General features: G+C 32.8%; 17 protein-coding genes. 16 read left to right on the top strand and 1 reads right to left on the bottom strand.

All coding sequences use genetic code 11. The features are described 5' to 3' along the window. The 14 genes from TA89_RS10930 to TA89_RS10865 form a co-directional block, all read left to right on the top strand. Window positions 1–1,026, top strand: a 1,026-nt coding sequence (locus TA89_RS10930; RefSeq protein ID WP_040213366.1) for a M3 family metallopeptidase, incomplete at its 5' end; no start/stop codon positions are given. 168 nt (window positions 1,027–1,194) lie between these two features. Beyond that, window positions 1,195–2,022 carry a pyridoxamine kinase gene (locus TA89_RS10925; protein ID WP_052447448.1) on the top strand — a complete coding sequence of 276 codons (828 nt, stop codon included), beginning with the start codon at window positions 1,195–1,197 and terminating at the stop codon, window positions 2,020–2,022. Window positions 2,023–2,312: 290 nt separating this feature from the next. Further along, a complete protein-coding gene (locus tag TA89_RS10920) occupies window positions 2,313–3,152 on the top strand; it encodes a CvfB family protein (protein WP_040213361.1) in 840 nt (279 codons plus the stop codon). Between the two features lie 245 nt (window positions 3,153–3,397). Beyond that, window positions 3,398–4,978: a serine hydrolase gene (locus TA89_RS18020; RefSeq protein ID WP_197073448.1), complete on the top strand. Its 1,581-nt coding sequence runs from the start codon at window positions 3,398–3,400 to the stop codon at window positions 4,976–4,978. 273 nt (window positions 4,979–5,251) lie between these two features. Continuing rightward, window positions 5,252–6,061, top strand: a complete 810-nt coding sequence (locus TA89_RS10910; protein ID WP_040213360.1) for a Cof-type HAD-IIB family hydrolase — start codon at window positions 5,252–5,254, stop codon at window positions 6,059–6,061. A gap of 275 nt (window positions 6,062–6,336) precedes the next feature. Further along, window positions 6,337–7,665, top strand: coding sequence for a helix-turn-helix domain-containing protein (locus TA89_RS10905; RefSeq protein WP_040213359.1), 1,329 nt, complete (start codon window positions 6,337–6,339; stop codon window positions 7,663–7,665). Between the two features lie 359 nt (window positions 7,666–8,024). Continuing rightward, window positions 8,025–8,948 (top strand): alpha/beta hydrolase, encoded by a 924-nt coding sequence (locus TA89_RS10900; RefSeq protein WP_040213358.1) that lies wholly within the window; start codon window positions 8,025–8,027, stop codon window positions 8,946–8,948. 453 nt (window positions 8,949–9,401) lie between these two features. After that, a complete protein-coding gene (locus TA89_RS10895; protein WP_147590116.1) occupies window positions 9,402–11,027 on the top strand; it encodes a GGDEF domain-containing protein in 1,626 nt (541 codons plus the stop codon). A gap of 459 nt (window positions 11,028–11,486) precedes the next feature. Beyond that, entirely contained in the window at window positions 11,487–12,434 is a 948-nt protein-coding gene (locus TA89_RS10890; RefSeq protein WP_052447447.1) for an AEC family transporter, read from the top strand. A 452-nt stretch (window positions 12,435–12,886) separates the two neighbouring features. Beyond that, window positions 12,887–13,474 carry a methyltransferase gene (locus TA89_RS10885; RefSeq protein WP_040213355.1) on the top strand — a complete coding sequence of 196 codons (588 nt, stop codon included), beginning with the start codon at window positions 12,887–12,889 and terminating at the stop codon, window positions 13,472–13,474. After that, entirely contained in the window at window positions 13,475–15,046 is a 1,572-nt protein-coding gene (locus TA89_RS10880) for a GH3 family acyl-acid amido synthetase (protein WP_040213353.1), read from the top strand. Window positions 15,047–15,070: 24 nt separating this feature from the next. Beyond that, window positions 15,071–17,566, top strand: coding sequence for a diguanylate cyclase (locus TA89_RS10875; protein WP_040213352.1), 2,496 nt, complete (start codon window positions 15,071–15,073; stop codon window positions 17,564–17,566). A 337-nt stretch (window positions 17,567–17,903) separates the two neighbouring features. Continuing rightward, window positions 17,904–18,236 (top strand): hypothetical protein, encoded by a 333-nt coding sequence (locus TA89_RS10870; RefSeq protein ID WP_040213351.1) that lies wholly within the window; start codon window positions 17,904–17,906, stop codon window positions 18,234–18,236. A 424-nt stretch (window positions 18,237–18,660) separates the two neighbouring features. Then, window positions 18,661–19,563 carry an Ig-like domain-containing protein gene (locus TA89_RS10865; protein WP_040213349.1) on the top strand — a complete coding sequence of 301 codons (903 nt, stop codon included), beginning with the start codon at window positions 18,661–18,663 and terminating at the stop codon, window positions 19,561–19,563. 139 nt (window positions 19,564–19,702) lie between these two features. Here TA89_RS10865 and TA89_RS10860 read toward each other — a convergent pair whose 3' ends face one another. Then, window positions 19,703–20,344 carry a PHP domain-containing protein gene (locus TA89_RS10860; RefSeq protein ID WP_040213348.1) on the bottom strand — a complete coding sequence of 214 codons (642 nt, stop codon included), beginning with the start codon at window positions 20,342–20,344 and terminating at the stop codon, window positions 19,703–19,705. A 197-nt stretch (window positions 20,345–20,541) separates the two neighbouring features. Between TA89_RS10860 and TA89_RS10855 the strand changes: the two genes are divergently transcribed. Both TA89_RS10855 and TA89_RS10850 read left to right on the top strand, forming a co-directional pair. Further along, window positions 20,542–21,585: an ABC transporter substrate-binding protein gene (locus tag TA89_RS10855; protein WP_040213346.1), complete on the top strand. Its 1,044-nt coding sequence runs from the start codon at window positions 20,542–20,544 to the stop codon at window positions 21,583–21,585. Continuing rightward, window positions 21,566–23,111: ABC transporter permease (locus tag TA89_RS10850; protein ID WP_242850122.1), on the top strand; the 1,546-nt coding region annotated here is incomplete at its 3' end. The genes TA89_RS10855 and TA89_RS10850, both read left to right, overlap by 20 nt.

The raw sequence follows: 23,111 nt of genomic DNA, 5'->3' as shown, positions 1-23,111 counted from the left end.
CTTTTGAGGTTTGATTATACACCTGAGGATTGTGTGACCTTTCATGAATCAGTAAAAAAATATATAGTGCCTTTATATGGAAAGCTTCAGCAAAAGCATAAGGAAGCTTTGGGAGTTGACGACTACAGGCCATGGGACACAGAAGCGGTACTTACCGGAGAAAAGCCTTTGAGACCTTATGAAAGCACTGAAGAGTTGGTTGAGGGTGTGCTTAAAATGTTGAAAAATACTGATGAGTATTTTTACAATGTACTTAATGCCATGAAAGAAGGAAAAACCTTGGACCTTAAAAGCAGAAAGGCTAAATCACCAGGAGGATTCTGTACTTATCTGCCTATAACTGAGCTGTCTTTTATATTTATGAATGAAGCAAACAGTCAATCTGATTTAACTACTTTGGTTCATGAAAGCGGGCACTCCGTCCACGATATGCTCTGCAGTAGTCAGGAGGCTTTTGGTTATATGAACACTCCCAGCGAAATTGCAGAAGTGGCAAGTATGGGGATGGAACTCCTCTCTATGGATAAATGGCAGGAGTTTTATAAGGAACCGGAAGAATTAAAGAGAGCGGTAAAAGAACAGCTGAAGGGTATACTAAAAACAATAATCTGGGTGATGGTAGTGGATAAATTCCAGATGTGGATATATACTAATCCTGAGGCTTACAGTGATGCGAGAAACGATAAGTTTGCAGAAATAGCTTCAGAATTCAGCGAAGCCTTTGTAAACTGGAGGGGATATGAGCAGGAGCTTAAGCATATGTGGAAGAAACAGCTTCATATTTTTGAAGTACCTTTTTATTATATTGAATATGCAATTGCTCAGTTAGGAGCAGTTCAGCTTTGGAGAAATTATAAAAATAATCCTGAAAAAGCAGTAGAGAAATATAAAGAGGCTCTTTCACTTGGCTCGTCAAAATCCCTGCCTGAGCTTTATGAAACTATGGGAATTAAATTTGATTTTTCAGAAAACACCATTAAAGAACTTATGGATTTTGTTTGGAATGAAATTGAAGAATTAAATTAACAATTATAAATTCTATATACGATGTTGTTAAAATAAATGCCGGTACACTCTCTGTGAATTAAGTTAACAATTGTAAATTTAATATTTAAATAACTCCCATACTTACAAAATATATATGGGAGTTTTACTTAAGCTGTTTTATACTAAAGAAAGGAGATGAGGTGCATTATGAGAAAGAGAGCGGTGGTTATTCATGATCTTGCATCCTATGGGAACGCAGCCCTAATGAATATAATACCTATACTTTACAGGCTGGGTATAGAAGTCAGCCCAATACCTACAGCACTTTTTACTTCTCATGGAGGCTTTAAAGGAGTTTCAAAGAGTGACAATTCAAATTTTATGATGGAATATACAAAACAGTGGAAAAATCTTAATTTAGAATTTCAAGGCATATATTTAGGTTTATTTACCTCAGCCCAGCAAACGGAGTATGCAAAAGAATTTTTGGACAACTTTGCAAAAAAAGATAGTCTTGTGGTCCTGGATCCTATTATGGGTGATAACGGCAGACTCTATTCCTTTATGAAAAATGTTGATATAGACAGTATTAAAGATATGGTAAAAAGAGCTCATATTATAACACCAAACTTAACTGAAGCGTGTTTTCTGCTTGGCATACCTTATGAAGAAAGCATCAGTGAGCAGGCTATCAGAGAATACATAATAAAATTAAGCAGCTTTGGTCCTAAGTATGTGGTTATTACTTCCGTGCCTAAAGGGGACAAAGTCTCAACCTATAGCTACAATAAAGAAACAGGAGTAATCTTTGAAATATCAAGAGAAAAGCTCCAAGGCTCCTATCCAGGGACAGGAGATGCTTTTACTGCAATATTATTTGCCAAGCTTCTCCAAGGTTGTGCATTGGAGGAAAGCTCCATTACCGCAGTGAATTTTGTAGAGAGAGGAATAAAAATGATTTTAGACAATGGATGGAATCCATTGGAGGGGCTTCCCTTAGCTTCCACAGAACTTATAGGAAGTTTGTTTATGTAAGAGGGTCGTGTAAAAAAAAGTAAGCACCCCAGGGGTAGCCCCATTTAATGGAACCACCCCTGGGGTGCTTACTTTTACTGGAAATTTGACTTTTCATTATTTATATTGTGCTTTTAATTCATCGATTTTTCTGTTATTCTCTAATTATGTAATATAAACCATGTTTCAGGCAGATAATATTATTGCTATAAAGAGTGAAGGCAACATACTAGGGTACAGGAACAGAATTTATAAACAATAAAAGATTAATTTAATAAAATACAAATTATATATAAAGAGAGGTAATGAGTTTGATTAAAATAGGAGATTACAATACTTTAAAGGTGGTTAGAGAAAAGAAAATAGGATATTTTCTGGATGGAGGTACAGGAGAAAGTGTAGATGATATACTTCTTCCTTATAATAATACTAAGGGTCAAAAGCTTCAGGAAGGCGAAGAAATTGAAGTGTTTATATATAGAGATTCCAAGGATAGAATGGTAGCTACTCTGGAAAAGCCTTTAGCAAAGGTGGGAGATATTGCTTATTTAAAGGTAGCCGCGGTTACCAATATAGGCTGTTTCTTAGAAGTAGGACTTGATAGGGATATATTGGTACCTTTGAAGGAAAAGCTATATAACTTAGAAAAAGGAAAATCTTATTTGTTCTATATATACTTAGACAAAACTGGAAGAATTGCAGCTACTACATACATCGAAAAGCATCTTCAAAACGGTGACCTATATAAAGTTGGAGATATAGTAAAGGGAACGGTGTATGGTTTTCAGACAAATAAAACAGCAATGGTTGCTGTAGATAATCTTTATAGAGGAATAGTCCTTCACAATGAGTATTTTAATAAACTCAACTACGGAGATACCCTAGAGCTTAGAGTGAATAAGATATATGAGGAAGGAAAGCTTGGACTTACTCCAAGGAAGGCTGCTAAAGAAGAACTTCCTTTAATACAGGAAACAATATTATCTTATTTAAGAGAGCATAATGGCTTTATGCCTTTTAATGATAAAAGCTCTCCAGAAGATATTTATAGCGCCTTTAATGTAAGCAAAAATTATTTTAAAAATGCCCTGGGAGGACTTATGAAGAAAAATCTAATAACTCAGGACAGTAAAGGAACTAAGCTAAAATAATAGCCTAAACGTAAAAGCAAAAAAACCTGTAATTTATGATAAATCATAAGTTGCAGGTTTTCTTTTGTAATTATCCCCGGAGTGATCCCATAAAAAGGGAGCACCCCAGGGGTGGTTACATTTTTTAACAAAATATTTTAACCTTTCTTTAACAATTAATCTAATATATTGAAGGATTCCAGGCGTTTATATATAATGTGGACTAAGTAATCTTATGTAAGATTTAAACTTAGGAGGTAATTTTATTGAACAAAAAAATTATAATCGTTTTAACCGCTCTAAGTGTGGGCGTATCTATATTTTTAACTAACAGCCTTGAAGTATCTGCTGAGAATCATAGGGATAAAAAACCTAAAAAGACTATGATTACGGAAGGTGATCCGGAAGAAGTAGGCATGAACTCCGAGATTATAGATGAAATAGACAGAATAGTTAATAAGCACATTAATGCAGGAGTTACACCGGGAGCCGCGGTACTAGTATCAAAGAATGGAGTAATAGTGAAAAAGGAAGCCTATGGATATGCTAAGAAATATGACATGGGTAATTTGCTCAAGGACCCTATAGAAATGAAAGAGGATACTATATTTGATTTAGCATCCGTCACTAAAGTAATGGCCACAACTCAGGGAATTATGAAGTTAGTAAACGAGAAAAAGATCAATGTAAGTGATAAAGTTTCAAAATATATACCTGAGTTCGCCAAGAGCGGTAAAGAAAATGTAACTATAGAAGATCTTCTAACTCACACCTCAGGACTTACCCCATGGAAGCCGACCTTTTATCATGCAAGCAATCCTCATGAGGTTCTTGAATATATATCTGCTCTCCCACTAGAATATCCTACCGGTACTAAGAGAGTCTACAGCGATTTTAGTTATATGACGTTAGGTTTTGTAATAGAGAAGGTTACTGGAGAAAAGCTTGATGACTACCTTGAAAATAGTATTTATAAGCCTTTAAAAATGAAGGACACAATGTTTACACCCTCTATAAGTTTGAGGGATAGGATAGCTGCAACATCCTGGGGAAATCCATATGAATACAGAATGGTTGCAGATGATAATTTTGGATATGTTTCTGAAGTTAATGTAGAAGATTTCACCGGATGGAGAAATTATACCCTGGTGGGAGAAGTTAATGATGGAAATGCTTTTTATGCTAATCAAGGTGTTGCAGGCCATGCTGGGCTATTTTCAACTATAGAAGACTTAGCGATATTAGGACAAGTGATGCTTAATGGAGGTACTTATAATAATTTCAAGCTATATGATGATAAGGTATTAAATGAATTTACAAAACCTCAAAGGTTTGATCAGGGATATGGATTTGAAATCAATAAAAACTGGTACATGGGTGAATTAAAACCAAAGAGTACTTTTGGACACACAGGATTTACAGGAACCCAAGTTATCTTTGATAAAGAGAATAATCTGCAGATAATAATCCTAACCAATAAGCAGAATAATGGCGTGGATGCAAATACTAAATATGCCAGTACCGGTCCATTGAGCAGGGAAATTAGTGACACTGTTTATAGATCTATGCTTCCTGTTATAGAAGTTGAAGGAATAAAAGATGGAAAGACCTATGCAAAGCCTGTTAAACCAGAGATAGAAGTGGATTTTCCAGGAGATGAAGAAAACTACAGTTACGAGATTAATATGACTTTAAACGGAAAAGTCTATATAGGAGAAACAATTAATTCTCCTGGAGAATATATTTTAAATATTAGGGTCAAGGACATAAATGGTAATACTATTGAAAAAACATTAAGGTTTAAATTATCCAATGGAGTGCTAAATAAAGGTTTCAATGGTCTTTAAATAAATAACACAAAATATAAAATAATACTACCCCTGGGGCGCTTACATAAAATGTAAGCACCCCAGGGGTAGTGAAATTTATTCTCATTAAAATTTTTCTATATATGGATTATAATTAAATTTTTAGGATAAGAAATCATAATTACCTGAAAATAATATGAAAAAAACATTGTCAACAGCTTAGGTAAAAGGAATAATAATTAATAGAGAGTAGTCATGCTTTGTTATTAAGAAGTAGACTGATTAAATAATTTAAAATAAAGGAGATAACCTATGATAAAACTTATAGCCTGCGATATGGATGGGACTTTATTAAATGAAAAAGGGGAGCTTGGGAGAGATTTTTTTGAGGTTTTTAAAAAAATTGATGATTTAGATATTAAGTTTGCAGTAGCAAGCGGAAGGCAATACCATATGCTCTTTCAGAATTTTGAGCATATTGCAGATAATCTTATATACATTGCTGAAAATGGAACAATGGTAAAATATAAGGATAAGGAAATGTTTTCAAGCGTTATAAAAGAAGAGTATGTAGAGGAAATTATAAAAGAGTCAAGAGAAGTTAAGGATATAAATCTTATACTCTGCGGAAAAAATTGTGCTTATATAGATAATGATGATAATAAGATATTGGAAGAGGCTAAGAAATATTATCATCACTTGGAAATAGTTGATGACTTCTCAAAAGTTACAGATGATATAATTAAAATTGCAGTGATGGATTTTAATGGAGCTCAGAAAAATTCTTATGTATTCTTTAACACAAAATGGAGAGACAGGCTTCAGATAAAGGTTTCCGGAGAGATTTGGGTGGATATTTTTAATAAGGATGCAAATAAAGGTAAAGCCATGAGGATGATCCAGAAAAAATTTAACATCGGCAAGAAGGAAACTATGGTTTTTGGAGATTACTTTAATGATTTGGAGATGTTTGAAGAAGCTTATTACAGCTATGCCATGGAAAATGCTCCTGAAGAAGTGAAGAAGCATGCCAGATTTTTAGCAGGAAAAAATAGCGATAATGGGGTAATAGAAATAATTAAAGAAAAGATTTTAAGTAAAAATCTAAGTGAAGGGAATTAAACAAATAAAAAATATATGGAATTTAATTACATCACCCCTAGGGTGCTTCAAAATAATGGAAGCACCCTAGGGGTGAATCCATTATTATCCATAAAATTTTACATATCATCGTTGAATAATATATATTTAAATGTTAATCTGTAATTAGAGACGGTATAAGGACAAAGATTTTAAAGTTTTAAGAGATGAAACCGCAATATAAGTTAAAGTAAATTATATAGACATTAATAGAATTGATTTTGTGCAGTCTGATATAGAGATAAAGAGGTGAAAGAATGAGTATTAAAACAGCAGTACTCGGCCCCCTGGATTTGGTACAGAAAACCATTGAAGAAGGAAAGGCTCAGGCAAATCTTCAACTAATTAATTATGGATATACAAATGATAATGAGATAATAAATCTAATAAAGGAAGCATCCATTAATTCGGAACTGATATTATTTACCGGACCAATACCTTATTATGCAGCTAGAAAAGTTTTGGACATCAATCTGCCTATGATATATGTCTCTTATTCCGGAACGGCTTTTTACAAAGTTTTATTTAGCTTTTTTGAAACAAAGGAATGGATAAAGGAGAATAATATTAATTTTAGCATAGATACTATTCAGAAAGATGAGATTGAAGAGGTAATGGGAGAGCTTAATATTCAGGAATATAAAGTTAATGCTCTGGAATATGAAGATTATATTGCTGCTGATAAAATTGTCGATTTCCATTATAAGCTTTATAAGGAAAAGAAAATTTGTTTTTCAGTAACCTGTGTAACTTCAGCTTATGACAGACTAAAAGCTTTAGGAGTTCCTGTATACAGGATAGTACCAACCTTAAATTCTATTAGGGAAGCTCTTAAGCTTGCCTCTCTCCAGGCGGAAAGTATAAATTCTAAAAAAGCACAGCTATGTGTGGGAGCTTTAAAAATACCTAACTGGAGCAGTATTGGAAACTACTCACCTTCTGAATATGCTCAGCAAAGGATGAGGCTGACCCTCAGTGAAATTTTTATTGATTTTTGTGAAAACATTAAAGCTTCCATGAAGTTTGTAAATGAGGATGAATATGTTTTTTATGCAACTAGAGGATCTATAGAAAATATAACTGAGAATTATAAATATATTCCTATAATTGATGAAATTAATAAAAAGCTGCCCTTCACTGTATGCATAGGTTTAGGATATGGATATAATGGCAGCAATGCGGAGAAGAACAGTCAGGAAGCGTTAAAATACGCTCTTTCGTATAATAAGAACTCTTGCTATGTGGTAATGGAGGATGGCAAAGTAGTAGGGCCATTAGAGGAAGGGAAGAATCTTCAGTTTTATGCAAAATCTCAAGATGAAGAGCTTTTAAAGATTGCTGAGAAAAGCGGTGTAAGTATAATAACTCTAAATAAGATAGCAGCCCTTATGAATAATTTAAATAAAGATACTATTACTGCAAATGAAATTGCTGAGAATTTAAATATAACATTAAGAAGTGCAAGAAGGATACTTAGTGCGCTAGTGGAAGCAGGTCTGGCAGAATCAGTAGGGGAAGAACAGCCATCAGGAAGAGGAAGACCCAGGCAGATATTTAAAATAAATTATAAGAAAAATTCTCTGTAAGGAGGATTTTTCTTATAATTATATTTTCTTTAGTTGTAATAATAAATTAGGAACTATTTAAGAACTTGAAGGATTAAAAATATTTATTTTAAAAGTTTTATAAGGTTTGAAATAAGGCTTGTGAATAGAAATATTTGTATTTGGGAAAAATGCACAGAAATCAATATATAAGGAAATTTTGGAGAATAAGCTATTAAAATAGAAGAAATGAAATTTTAATAAAGCATGAGCTTATTCTAAGAAGGATTATTGGAAAACCATGAATTGGAAGAGTTTTTTTGACATAATGTGCGAAAATATCCTCACTGGTGATGTATAATTTTAATAAGAGATTGTATAGTCATTGAAAGGAGAGGCTTATGAAAGAAGAAACTTTTAAGATTAAGGGCTCAGAGGACAATCTTCTGTACTTATATAAATGGACTCCAGAGAGAAATAATCCCACAGGAATCGTTCAAATAGCTCATGGAATGGCTGAACATGCTGCAAGGTATAGGTATTTTGCACAGAAGCTATGTGAGGTAGGTTATATAGTTTATGCTAACGACCACAGAGGGCATGGTCAAACAGCCGGAGATGTAGAAGAGCTTGGTTATCTTGGAGAGGGAAACGGCTTTAGAGCTATGGTTGAGGATCTGCATATGGTGAACAGATATATCCGTCAGAAAGAGGATAATCTTCCTATAGTTCTTTTTGGACACAGTATGGGTTCTTTTATATCTCAGAGATACATTCAGCTGTATGGTGATACTGTTAATAAGGTTGTACTAAGCGGAAGTAATGGACAAGTTAATTTTCTTGCAGATGTGGGGATTTTTATAAGTTTTCTAGAGATGAAGCTAAAGGGAAGAAAGGCTAAAAGTCCTTTAATGGATAAGCTTATATTTGGAGGTTTTAACAAGAAGTTTATGCCTGCAGCGACACCCTTCGCCTGGATAACCTCTGATGAAGAAGAGCTTCAGAAATATCTAAATGATCCCTACGCAGGTTTTGTGTGTACAACCTCCTTTTATCACTACCTTCTTAGAGGATTAAAAGAAAGGCAGAAAAAAGAAAACCTAAGTAAGGTTCCTAAAGAGATGCCTATACTTTTAGTGTCTGGGGATGAAGATCCTGTTGGTTATTTCGGAAAAGGAGTAAAAAATTTATACCAAATGTATAAAGATGCCCAAGTCAAAAATGTAGAAATGAAGCTTTATCCAAAAGGAAGGCATGAAATACTTAATGAAGTAAATAAAGACGAAGTTATAGAGGATATAATAACCTGGCTGAAAAAGGAATAATTAACTATAAGGAATAAAATGTAACTACCCCTGGGGTGCCTCCTTTAAAAGGAAGCACCCCAGGGGTAGTTACATTTATTTACTTTTACATCATAAAATAATCATCATTAGGATTCAAATGATAATAATTATCAAAAGATATTTACTTTTAAGGAACTTGTATATATAATTTGTGGTGTAAGTAATAATGAATTACTTAAATGGGGTATTATACCAAGGGTCATTGATTTAAAAATTAGGAACCGTTTTTATAAGATAAACTATACTTGAGTTTAATTTATTATTTTTTGAAATTGTCTGGATGTGACACAGAAAGGGGGATAAATTCTGAGTAAAAAAAAGGATTTTTTAATAATTTCAATCTTCACTTTTTTAAACTTTATTGTTAATTTGCTTCCGCTGCCTAATATATTGTTAATTAAATTTACCTTTGGTAATATTTTTTCTATTTTCTTGGCAGCAATATATGGTCCCTGGATAGGGTTAATATCCTCTATAATCGGCAATTCAAGTCTTATATATATATGGGATCATCCTTATACTACACTAAACTTTACAATATTAACTTTTGTGCTGGGAGTCTTATTTAAAAAGAATTATAAATACTCCACTGAAGGAGTACTTATATATTGGACAGTATTTGGAGGTCCATTTACCTTCATTACTTATTATTTTTTTCTTGAAGATACAATAAAGGAAAGTCTGATGACTACCCTTAAATTAGGTATTAACCAAATAATAAATGTGATGATTGTAAATATTCTCATCATCCTCTTTGTAAGAAGCAGATTTTGTAGGGTTTTAAAAGAAAAGTATGATAAGCTTTCTTTAGAATTTATCATTAAAAATATTTTGGCTTTTTTTACGGTGATAACCCTCCTTACTTTTTCCGTAGTAAGTATAAACAGAAGCCATAAAATACTTATGCAGAACCTTAGAAATGAATTAAAACAAGATATCCTGCAGGTGAAAAACATATTTTATAATGATGGTGGTATGGACAACGCTAAGGATATCCTCAGTAATGATAATTATCATATATACGATAAATTAAATGTCTTAAAACATGATATTATTCTTTTGGATTCATCTAACAATATAATTCTGTCAAATAAAAAAAGAATTGTTGGACAAACATATAATGAAGAAATACTTCGATACTTATATGCAAATGATAAAGCAAAAACTAAGATTCAAAAGGCTGTTGATAAAACTATATATGAAAAGGAAAATTTCACTTACAACGGCAAGGGTTATGTTCTTTATTCTTTAACATCATATAGGTCTCTTCTTAAGGATTTAAATAATGAAAAGCTGATATATTTTTATTTTATGATTGCCATATTTGTGATAGTTATAACTTTTTCTACATATATATCTAAAAAGCTGGCTAATCCTATTATGATGATATCTCAAGCCGCAGAAAAGCTATACCTTAATGAAAGTGCTGAAAAGATAATAGTAAAGGAAGAGTCCAGCATTAAAGAGGTCTCTCAATTAATAAACAGCTTTAACAGCTATGTAGGCAAGTATTTAAAAAATGACAGACTCTTAAAAGAATCTAACAATATTATTTTTAAAATGCATTTATCCGATGAAGTTATGAATTACCATAATATAAAAGATGTTGAGAATGTAAACAGCTATTGGTTGGAAAAAAAGCGTATGATTGATAAATATTGCTTATTAGTGGTGGACATTGATGACTTCAAACATATAAATAATGTTTATGGACAAGCTGTAGCAGATAAGGTTATAAAAGCAGTATTTAAAATAATTCAAAGAAAAGTGAGAGATTCAGACTTAGTAATAAAATATGATATTGATAAATTTTTAGTGGTATTGGATAACATGGAAGCGGAAAAGGGAGCATACGAAGGTGAACAGATAAGAAAGAGCATACAAGCGGTTAGGTGGACAAACATAGATAAAGGATTAAAGGTTACGGTTTCCATAGGAGTTGCTTTTTCTGATGATATGCAGTTACCTTTAGAAGAAGTGATGCAAAAAGCTGAAGAGTTTGTTATTGCTTCTAAGGAATCCGGTAAAAACATATTAACTGCGGGAGATATGATATAAATCATTGAAATTAACTAACAAAGATATGAAATTAAGTTATATACAACACTTTGTGAAGTAGTTGTAAAATAAAGTAAGCACCCCAGGGGTAGTGGTATTTTATTCCACTACCCCTGGGGTGCTTACTTTAAATGGATATAATTCCTCTTTCCCATACATAAGAGCCATATCATTTATAAATTAAGGAGTGTTATGGAAACGTTGACAAATTAAGGTTAGTGATATAAAATTTTATATGGTTAATAAAGTTTTTACAGGTACTTTAAATTATAAAGTTACTTTTTTAAACATAGTATAAAAGCTCACTAACGCATAAGACAAAAATGAAACTTATAGGCTCAAATAATTTAAAAAGGCCGGTTCTTGTGCACAATACACAAGAACTGGCCTTTTCCATAAAATGTAACCACCCCTGGGGTGATTACATTTTATGGCAGGTGCGCAAAAGGAGGGATACCGTTGATTTTAGATGCACTGCAGAGTGTTATGACTATATTTCTGTTAACTGCAGTAGGATTTTATCTTTCAAAAAAACAGTGGTTCGATGAAAATACAGGAAAACTTTTTTCTAATTTGATAATTAAGCTTTCTCTTCCGGCGTTTATGATTTCTAATCTTACTACCAGTTTCAGCAGGGAATCTCTGAACAATGCTTTTGAAGGAGCTGGAGCGGCTTTTTTGACTATGATTGTTACATATGTCATAGGCAATCTAGTAGCTACATTTTTAAAGGTCGATAAAAGCAGAAGAGGGTTATTTAACGTGATGTTTGCTCTTTCAAATACAATTTTTATAGGGCTTCCGGTAAATACAGCGGTGTTTGGAGCCGAAAGTACTGAATATGTTCTTATATATTATATTACCAACACATTATTTTTTTGGACTATAGGTGTTTACGGAATAAGAAGGGATATTGACGACAGAAGGATAGCTTTCTTATCTAAAAAATCTTTGAAAAATATTATTTCTCCTCCTATTATTACCTTTGCCATTTCTATAGTTATAGTTTTACTCGATGTAAGGCTGCCTAAATTTATACTGTCTACCTGTACATATATTGGAAACCTTACAACGCCCTTATCTTTATTTTTTATAGGAATTACCTTAAGCAGATTAAATTTAAAGGATATTAAATTTAATAGAGAGAATGGAGCTATACTCATAGGGAGATTTATATTAGCCCCTTTATTGATTTTCCTTTTAATAAGAAATATGGATATGCCTCTTCTTATGAAAAAGGTATTCATATTAGAATCAGCTATGCCGGCGATGACACAGGCAGCAATCGTAGCGGAAGCTTATGGAGGAGATCATAAGAATGCAGCGGTAACCTGCATGCTCACCACTGCTGTAAGTTTAGTTATAATACCTATCTATATTATATTGTTTACCATTGCTTTCAAATAAAAAATCCCGATATTAAGATAAAAACTATAGATTTGTGGATAAACCTTAGACCGGATTTTAAATAAAAGATGTACATATTCCAAATAAAATTACAGCTATAATGAAGAAAGATTAAGCAGGTCTTCAAGGAAAAAGTCTATATTTAAAAAATTATAGTTTTAAAATAAAGTTTAAGCGTGCTTTTTAGCGCAAAAGAATATATTTCAATATTAGAAAAAATTTCATATTTTATTATAGATTTTCAGTTTTTCTGTTTATTAGCTAGGTAAAAAGTCCTATAATTTAATTAAAGGAATAAAGGTTACCTTAAGTTTAATAATCTGATGTATAAAAGCAAATGTGGATAATTATACTTACTTATTTAAAATAAAAAAACACAATTATAAATAAATTGACTTATATTTCTAAAATATGTAATAATTAACTTATACTTTAGGAGAAAGGCGGACAATATGGGATATATAATATTAGGAATTTTTTCTTTCATACTTTTCTTTTTATTTGATGTGTTTAATCTAAAGGGAATGGCGACATTTAAAAGACTTTGTGGACTTGCCGGGTTAATATCTTTAGGGTACAGCACGTATAAACTTGCTTTTCTGGGGAGCAGGATAACAATATATCCTTTCGTTAGTCAAATTTCAATTCTAATGTCCCTACTTTGCTTGTTTTTGCTGATATACTCGCTTTTTTTAGAACTTCCATTTCAAAAAACCTATGGCGGAAGTGAATTTCATAACAGATTAGTAGACACGGGAACCTACGCTTTATGCAGGCATCCTGGAGTAATATGGTTTTTTTTATTTTTTATATTTCTTTTTTTAACAACAGGATCCAGTTGGCTCCTATTGGCGGGAATATTGTGGACAGGTTTAGATGTGATATATGTAATTCTGCAGGAAAAATGCTTCTTTGAAAAGGTGTTTAAAGAATATACTAATTATAAAAAATCTACTCCTATGCTGATACCTAATGCTAGAAGCATTAAAAGATGCTTAAATACAATTAATTTAGTAAAACGGGACAAAGGGGAGAATTAAATGACTTTAAGTGAAATGCTTAGAAACGAAGATTATGATAAGATTTGGAGTAAGTATTGTGGATTTCTTGATCTATCTATAGATGAAGTGATGGAAATACAGGAAAGACTCTTAATGGAGCAGATAGATCTCCTTTCAAAAAGTGAAATAGGTGAAAGGATTATGGGAAAAGGGGTTAAGCCAAAGAGCATTCAGGAATTTAGAGAAAAGGTACCTTTGACCACATACGACGACTATGCTGATATATTGCTGAACAAGCAGGAGGATAAGCTTCCCTCTAAAACAGAATATTGGATACAGACAACCTGGAAGGGAGGAAGCCATCCTATAAAGCTTGCTCCATTCTCAGAAAGCATGCTTCAGGAACACACAAAATGTGTAATGGCCAGCCTAATATTATCCACCAGTGATAAAAAAGGACATTTTACCTTAAGAGAAGACGATAACTTTCTTTATGGCATGGCTACACTTCCTTATCTTACAGGACTGCTGCCTTACATAGTAGGTAATGAAATACAATTCAGCTATCTGCCGCCTCTGGATAAGGCTCAAGACATGACCTTTGAGGAAAGAAATATACAGGGCTTTCAGATGGGTATTGAAAGAGGCATAGATTTATTCTTCGGACTATCCAGCGTTTTAGTGAGAATAGGAGAAAGCTTTGCCAATAAGCAGGGCAAGGGTGGTTCCCATGGAGGGTATAAACCTAAGACTCCTTATATGTGGTATAAGGTAATAACTGCGGCGTTAAAGAGCAAAATTTATAAAAGACCCGTATTGCCTAAGGATATATGGAATTTGAAGGGCATTCTATGCGGAGGTACAGATACTCAGAGTTTTGTAGAGCAAATTGAATATTACTGGGGTAAAAAGCCTATTGAGGTTTACGGAGGAACTGAGCTCACTTTTGTGGCTACAGAAACTTGGGGAGATAAAGGGCTTACATTCTATCCGGATGTAAACTTTTTGGAGTTTATACCTGAAAAGGAATCCTTAAAAAGCCTTAATGATCCTAATTATGTGCCATCGACCCTGCTTTTAAATGAAATTAAACCCGGGGAAAAATATGAGCTTGTGACAACTAAATTTAAAGGTGGATCCTTTGTTAGATATCGTGTAGGTGATATAATAAAGTGTACCGCTGCGGACAATGCTGAATACGGGATATATCTGCCTCAAATACGTTATGTAGATAGAATAGCCAACATAATCGATTTAGCGGGTTTTACCAGAATTACATCAGAAACTCTTGAAAATGCATTTAAGCTATCCAAGCTTCCTATAAAGGATTGGGTGGCATCAAAAGAGTATATAGATAACGAACCATCATTACACATATATTATGAATTCCATGAAAAAACCATATCACACAGCGAAGTTAAAGAACTATTTAATAATGCACTTAAGGAGATTGATAAAGATTACAGGGATATTGAACTTCTTCTAAATCGAGATCCTCTCATATTAACTGAAGTAAAACCAGGAAAATTTAAAGAATTAAAAGATATCCATAAAATGTCCTTTAATAAAATTAATCCAGAAGAAGAAGCTATTAAAAATCTCTTATCTTAAATGCAGTAATTTTGGGGTGATTTAATGAACTTACCTACAATAAATATACTTATACCTGCAGCAACTTTAATCTGTTTTTCGTTTTTGCTATTAGTATTTTGTTATTCCAAGAAAAATAAGGTAAGAAAGCTTTACAGCATATTTTTAATTTTAATGTTTGCGTGGTCTTTAGGATCACTGTTTATGAGGCTTGAGGTTTTTCCCGGTTCTCTATTTTGGAACAGAATAATGCTGGCAGGCACTATAGGTATTCCTATATTGTTTTATCACTTCTCACTTGTATACACTAATGCCAATTCCAGTAAGCTTTTATTGAAAATAGGCTACCTAGGATCATTGATGCTTCAGATAATGAATCTTAGAGGATATGTAGTGAAGTCTGCCTATATGTCAAAGGGTATATTAGTTTATGAAATGGATTATGGCTCAGTAATCTTTGCTTTTTGGGGAGTTAGTTATGTGCTTCTGTCCATTATAAATATAATAAGGCAGGTTACAAAAAAAGAAGTATCCTTTGCCAATGTTAAATATATTTTAGTAGGAATGATACTTTCCCAAATAGGTACACTTTTAAACTTAGAGCCTAATATAGGAAAATACCCTGTGGATATAGCTCTGAATACCGCTAATGCACTGCTTATTGCATATTCAATTTACAGGTATAGATTTCTGGGAGCAAGGTTATTGATTAGAAAGGTAATGTTATCTGTTATATATATAATCAATCAGGCGCTGCTGTTTTCGGTGCTGCTTTATGGGATTTTAATACTGCTTGAGGATAATTTATTCTGCGGTATTATAATATCCGGGGCGGTTTTAGGAGTGTTGAATACCTTTCTCACCAATAAAATTATGGATAAAATAATTAACTATATTGATAATATTTTTTACAAAGATAAGGTTAATCAAAAAAGTTCTTTAAGAAGATACAGTCAAGCTATAAGCAGCACGCTTGATATTAATGAAATTATAAAGGATATCATAGAGGTAGTTAATGACACCGTTCAGCCTGAAAACATTTATCTTCTTCTGGATACTAAAGGAGAACAAAGCTATAAGGTAATAAAATGCTGTAAAGAAGATAATATATATGAAAAGGAATTTTTAATGAACAAGTCTCATCCGCTGGTTAAGTGGTTTAAAGAAAATAATATACTTACCGGTGATGAGGTGAATGACGGTTCTTACTTTAAATCCCTATGGTCTGCGGAGAAGGAACAGATAAATAAAATGAATCCGGATTTACTTATTCCCATAAAGCTTAGGGATAATTTAATAGGAATTATTATAGTATCGGAAAAAAAAGATGGGACTCCCTATCAAAAGGATGATATAGATATATTAATGACTATAGCAAACGGTGCTGCGGTAGTTATTGAAAATGCCGGAAATTATATGAAAGCTAAAGTCCAGGCTATTACTGATGGTCTTACAGGGTTATATAATCACAGGCATTTTTACGAATGTCTTGATGAAATAATCTTACTTAATGAGTATGATAGATTTTCTATAGCCATGCTTGATGTAGACTATTTTAAATTTTATAATGACTTATATGGTCATTCTGCCGGTGACAAAGCTTTAAAGGAAATAGCAAAGATATTGAAGAAAGAAGTTAAAAATAAAGGAATTGCAACGAGGTATGGAGGAGAAGAGTTTGCTTTAATTCTTCCCAATCTTTCCGCTGATGAAACCTACAAATTAGTAGACAATCTTAGAATGGAAATACAGCTTAGATTTAATGAATCTACTGAGGTTAATCAGTTTCTTTCTATAAGTGCCGGTATAGCGTCTTATCCGGAAAATGCATCAAACAAAGAGGAAATTTTAGAAAAAGCAGATAAAGCCATGTACCACGCTAAAAGAAGCGGAAGAAATAGATGCGTAATATATGAAAAAAATATTGTAGAAAAAGAAGTGAAAAAAGAAGGAGAAGATATATTGCTTTCTTCAGTATATGCACTTGCTGCTGCAATAGATGCTAAAGATCACTACACCTTTGGACATTCTGAAAATGTTGCAAAATTCGGTGTTATGCTGGGAAGAGAATTAGGATTTAATAAAGAAAAGTTAGAAATAATAAGAAATGCCGGTCTTCTTCATGATATAGGTAAGATAGGAATTCCCGAAGGCATATTGACTAAGCCCGGAAAGCTTACTGACGAAGAATATGAAATAATGAAAAAACATGTGGAGCTTTCTGTAGCAATATTTAAGCATATCCCTAATTTAACAAAGGTGATACCTGCGGTTATTTGCCATCATGAGAGATATGACGGAAAGGGATACCCTAGAGGCATTAAAGGAAACAACATACCTATAGAAGCGAGATGCCTTACTGTAGTAGATTCCTTTGATGCCATGGTATCTCATAGACCTTATAAAAATCCTTTAACCCTGGATCAGGCTATTAATCAGCTTGTTGCTAATAAAGGAACTCAATTCGATCCTGATTTAGTTGATGTCTTCCTCAAGGTTATTAAAAAAAATAAAGAGGCCTTCCAAGTATATTATAATTAGTAATAAAAGACATCATAGATTATATATTTACACAAACCTCAGTGTGAAGGGAAATTTCTATAAAAATATCTAATGTAATCTTATATATTTACATAAAATCCCTGCGGCAAAAGCTGCAGGGTTGTTTTTATTTTCTTTTTGGTATAAAATGTAATAAAATATAAGTTTAAGATTTATTTTGAACAATTTATTAAGATAATATGTAATTGCAAAAATAATATTTTAATAATATTTAAATAACCATTAAATAATGCTTTATTTTAGATACTACATATGGTATTATTAATACTATATGGTAGTAATCAAATATTAATTTTATTTTGTTGAGGTTTTTTACATGATAAATAAGGATATAACTTTAAAAGATTTAACCTTGTTGAGATGTACCATAACTGAAGAGGAAAAAGACTGCTTTAAGGCTAAAGATTTCAGTGGTAATAAATATGTAATAATGAAAAATGAAGCTGAACGATATTTTTCTGTAGGTGAAGACAGAACTTTTTTTGCCCTTAAACGACAAGAGGGCTTGATGTTTAAAAAAGATGTCTATTATCCTATAACCAATGAGCAGTACGAGTACATAATAAAGAATAACTCAGGGAAAAACGGTAAAACCCTTGGTTCCTTAGGTATTTCTTTAAAATCCTTGAAAAGTTCAGATAATGTTTAAGTAAAATGGTGCTATTTTAAAATTAACAGTACATATGAAAAATTATCCTTATATAAGGGTTGTTTTATATAAGGGCTTAACTTTGTAATATACTTCTAATTTGACATTAAAAAGATCAGAGGAATTCTGGTCTTTTTGCCTACTTAAGGGTTTATATTCATAAAAGTTTAATGCAGATAAATAATTCCTACAACTTCTGTTAAAAAAATAACCGAGTGACTAAAATATGTATAATTCTTTGCTGGAATCATTAATAATTATAAGCAGCTACAAGAAAAGACATATATTTCATACTGCAAGATATATAATTGATATAAGACAAATTACTGTAGGGAGCATGGAAGACTTTTGCAGAATTTTAAAATTAATTTTGCGATGAGAATCTTACATTTAGTAAAGTTAATTTGAAGTAGGGGTGTATAATTTGTTAAGTAAAATTAAAACACAAGGTAGGGAACAAAAGGGAAAATACATAGTTATTAGTCTTATCTTCCTTTTAGCATGGGGAGGTATAATATTATTTCAGTATGTAATGTTTTCTAAGGGGTTTTGGAAGCCTATTCAGGATAATATAATCTTTTCCGGAGGAAATGCATTAAGTATTATAGTAGGAGAAGAAGCTAAAATAAATTTTAAAAGAAAAATAGTTCCCTCTTATGCTAAAAAAACAGATCTACATTGGCAATCTGACAATTCGGAAGTTTTACAGATAGATAATGATGGGATAGTGAGAGGGTTAAACGTTGGAGAGGCCAAGCTAAAGGTTAACTCTTCAAAGGTACAAGCTACCGCAGAGGTTAAGGTTAATCCGGTGATTAATTTTGTAAAACTGGAGAGTATAGTTAATCTCAGGGTAGGAGAGGAATATAAGCTTAAGACTACGGTGGAAATACAGCCTAAAGATTCAAAGGTACCCAAGCTTATCTATGAGACAGAATCTTCTCAGGGAATTATAGAGGTTTCTGAGGATGGGGTTGTTAAAGCCTTATCTCCCGGTGATGCTGATGTAGTTATAAGCTGTGGAGATAAAAAGTCCATAGTGAATGTTTCTGTTATGCCTGAGGTCAGAGTAAAAAGCTTCTCCATACCTGAATCTGAAAAGATAATGCTGGTAGGAGATGAATTTAAGCTTAATTATAATATGGAGATTGAGCCTGAAGGGGCGGAACCTCCTCCTATATCCTATAAGATAATAAATCATATGAAATTTGTGACTATAAAGCCAGATGGAACTATTAAAGCCATATCTCCTGGAAGAAATTTAATTGAGATAACCTGTGGAGATAAAATAATATTTTTAAAAGTGAATGTAAAGGAAAAATATTAGTTATAAAACCCCTTATGTACTATATAGTACATAAGGGGTTTTATAATCAGAGGGAGTTAATGCAATGTAATAATAAGAAATATTTAAGTCTATATAAGCTTTATAATCAGTGGAAGTTAGTATAATTCGTTATAGATTTTTATTTTAATGTGTCGTAGATATTAATTCTTTCAAAGCCATCTTTTTTTCTGATTACAGGGCAGAAATTTCCTTCTTTTACTTCCTTTACAAAATCACTTTCGTTTTTTATATCCCTTTTGAACTCAGTGGCATAGGAGCCTACCTTTTTAGTGACGTGAGAATCTCCTGCTCCAAAGCAGCCAAGGTTAAACTCCATAGCAGCGGCATAAGCTTTTAAATTAGCATGTGGAGTTGTACTGCCGTTAAAAGCCTCTACACCGGATAATAATGAGTGCACTTCTCTTATATGATCCTCTAGCCCCCTGTTGTTGTTTCTATAAGGATGGGCGGCTATAGCTGCTCCTCCTGCCTTATTAACTATCTCCAGAAGTTCCCTGGCATGAAGTTTTTCCTTAGGAAGATTTTCAACTCCAAAAACTAAAATATCACCTTCATAGGTTAATATTTCTGCACCTACTATAACTAAGATTCCATCCATTTCAAAGGAGGGACCTATGTCTTTTCTTAAATCATTGCTTTCATGGTCAGTTACACAAATACCGTCTAATCCGACATTTTTTGCAGCCTTTACCGCCTCTTTCAAAGTCATAAGGCTGTCATCTGAATATTTATTTTCATGAAGATGAGTATCTATTATCATAATTATTTTCTCCTATATCGTTGTTTATTTAAATGACTATATACATTTTAACATCTTAATAAGTAAAGAAAATATTTATAGATTTTATCCATAGATGTTCTTTAAGCTATAGAGAAAATCTATAAAGTTTACAAAATTAATATGATATAATTTAAATCGGTTGAATAAATATTGATAAATATAAGAGGAGGAAAAGAATGAATAGGAAAGGTAAAATATTAAGTGTTCTTTTGTCATGCATGCTTTCTTTTTCAATGATAGGCTGCGGAACAAAAGCATCAGATAAAGGTGGTACTCCTTCTAATGAAGGAAAAGCAGAAGGAACTCTAAAGATAATAGCAACTTCTGAAGAATATAAGTCATTATTTGATAAATTTACTAAAGAAACAGGTATTAAGGTGGAATTTTTATCTATGTCTTCCGGAGAGGTTTTATCAAGAACAAAGGCTGAGGGCAATAAGCCTATGGCTGATGTGTGGTTTGGCGGAGGAATAGACGCATTTATGCAGGCAAAAGAAGAAGGCCTTCTGGAGAAATGTGATTTTGACGGTGCAGATAAGATTGTAGAACCTTTTAAAGATAAAGATCACTACTGGTTCAGCAAAGGATTAACGGTAGTAGGTTTCATTGCAAATAATGATATTTTAAAAGAAAAGAACCTTGAGGTTCCTAAAAAATGGACTGATTTAACGGATCCAAAGTATAAGGATGAGATATTAATGTCTAATCCTGCAATTTCAGGAACAAACTACGCAGTAGTAAACTCACTTCTTCAGAACAAAGGGGAAGAGGAAGGCTGGAAGTACTTTGAAGCGTTAAATAAAAATATACCTTTCTACTCTAAGAGAGGAAAGGATCCCAGTCAGAAAACCGTTGCTGGAGAGGTTGCAATAGGTATAACCTATATAAATAAAGAAATTGAAAAGCTTCAGGAAGAAAAAAATGTAACAGTAGTATACCCTGAAGATGGTATTCCATGGGTTCCTGAGGGGGTTGCTGTATTTAAAAATTCAGATAATTACCCAGCAGCTAAGGAGTTTATGTCCTGGGTATTTAAGGATGAAAACATAAAAGAAATGAAAAACGAAACGATAAAATTAATTAAACCAAGTATAGAAGGTGTAGAAATTTCTATTACTCAGGATAAGCTTTTAAAGCAGGACTTATCATTATTTGGAAAAAATAGAGAAGCAGTATTAGAAAAATGGTCTAAAATGATAGGTGAAAAAGGTGGGAAATAGTGTATTTAATAAAAAGGTATCTAAATCAGGTACCTTTTTTAACTACGTTTTTGAAAAGGCAGTTTTTTCGGCAATAGTTGTATTGGTTTTAATATTTATACTCTGGCCTGTTGGAGAAGTTATTAAGGAAAGCTTCTTTCCGGAGGGGGCATTCAGCTTTAAGTTATATAAGGATTTAATTCAGAATAATAAGCAGCTTATTTACAACAGCATATTTGTGGGAGTGCTTACAACAGTATTTTCAACAATTCTTTCCTTATGCATAGCTGTTTATGCCTCCTTTAGCGGCAGCAGAATGAAGAAGATTTTGACGCTGGTGCTTATGGTTACTATGATTTCACCTCCTTTTGTATCCTCGCTGGCGTACATAAGTCTTTTTGGAAGGAGGGGGTTCATTACCTACAGGTTGTTGAAGCTGTCATGGAATCCCTACGGATGGCTGGGAATTGTGCTTATGCAGACCATATCCAATGTGTCAATAAACAGTCTTCTTCTTATAGGTATCATTCAGGGAATAGATAAGAGTCTGCTTATGGCTTCCCAGGATTTAGGCTCTTCGCCCTCCTATGCGGTGAGAAAAATATTACTTCCTTCTATGGTGCCGGGAATTATAGTAACTGCTCTTTTGACCTTTATAAGATCTTTGTCGGACTTTGGGACCCCTATGGTTATAGGTGGGTCTTTTAATGTGTTAGCTACGGAGGTATATCTTAATATTATCGCACATTCCAATATGGCATTAGCCTCTGCTATGAGTGTTTTGATATTGGTGCCTGCATTGATAGCATTTTTTGTATATAGATTTTATATGAAAAAGTCTGCCTTGGCACTGGCTGGGAACAATAAAGTAACCTCTTCGGAAAATGAATTTGCTTTAAAAGGATTTTTAAAATCATCACTGGCTATGATAACTGCATTTTATGCAGCGGTGATGCTTCTTCAGTATTTAAGCATATTTATATCCTCTTTTTCAAAATACGTAAGAGGAAACATGAGTTTTACTTTAGAAAATTATATTAAATTAAAGGACTATAGTTTGGACAGCTTTATAAGAAGTATAGTGTATTCTTTAATAGCAGGAGTTTTAGGGAGTATTTTGGGAATGATGATCTCATATTTCAATGAAAGAAGAAGTATACGAGGAATGAAGACGGTAGACTTTATAGCAACCCTTCCTTACATTCTCCCGGGAACTTTTTTTGGAATAGGATATATACTTGCTTTTAACGGACCTATTCTTCCTCTTACAGGAACAGCAGCTATAGTGGTATTAAACTGTGTATTTAAACAGATGCCAATGACCACAAAGGTAAGCAGTGCGGTTATATCTCAGATAAATGGTGATATAGAAGATGCTGCCAGGGATTTAGGCGCAAAAAATATCCAAATAATAAAGGATATAATAATTCCTAATTTAAAAAGAGCTTTTGTTGTAGGCTTTGTAAATAATTTTACTGCAACTATGACTACTGTGGGAGCAATAATATTTTTAGTATATCCAGGTCAAAAGGTAGCAACTCTGGAAA

The organism is Clostridium polynesiense (assembly GCF_000820705.1).
GTDB lineage: Bacteria > Bacillota > Clostridia > Clostridiales > Clostridiaceae > Clostridium_AA > Clostridium_AA polynesiense.
This window is presented reverse-complemented; position numbering and strand designations above follow the sequence as displayed.